Origin of the sequence: Ideonella azotifigens, from assembly GCF_006519715.1 — a bacterium.
In the GTDB taxonomy this organism is placed as follows: domain Bacteria; phylum Pseudomonadota; class Gammaproteobacteria; order Burkholderiales; family Burkholderiaceae_C; genus Ideonella; species Ideonella azotifigens.
In genome coordinates this window covers 1-394 of the sequence record NZ_VIDT01001213.1, presented here as the reverse complement: position 1 = coordinate 394, position 394 = coordinate 1, and the positions used below count along the sequence as shown (strand labels likewise).

The 394-nt window shown below is 68.5% G+C and carries 1 protein-coding gene; it reads left to right on the top strand.

All coding sequences use genetic code 11. The features are described from left to right. On the top strand, positions 1 to 391 hold a 391-nt coding region (locus FKP22_RS31660; RefSeq protein WP_375140647.1), incomplete at its 5' end, for a transposase. Positions 392 to 394 lie beyond the last annotated feature (3 nt).

Here is a 394-nt window from a genome sequence, read left to right as displayed (position 1 = left end):
GAAGCCAACAACCGCCATCGTGGACTTGGGCTACCGCGGGGTGGACAAGGAAGTGGCGCCGGTGGAGGTGATCCACCGCGGCAAGTTCAAGTCACTCAGCCCCAAGCAGAGAACCTGGCTGAAGCGGCGCCAGGCCATCGAGCCGCTGATCGGCCACACCAAGGCCGACCACCGCATGGACCGGTGCTGGCTCAAGGGTGCGGAGGGCGACGCGCTGCATGCGGTGCTGTGCGCGGCGGGCTTCAACATCCGCTGGCTGCTGCGGGCCATTGCCCGGCTGGGCCTCGGCGGCCTTCTGTTGGCCCTGACCGCGCTGGCGCTGTATGCGGCGGCCATGGCCAACCTGCTGCGTCACCCGCGTTCTGGCTTCGATGCCCCGTCCGCAAAGTGACCG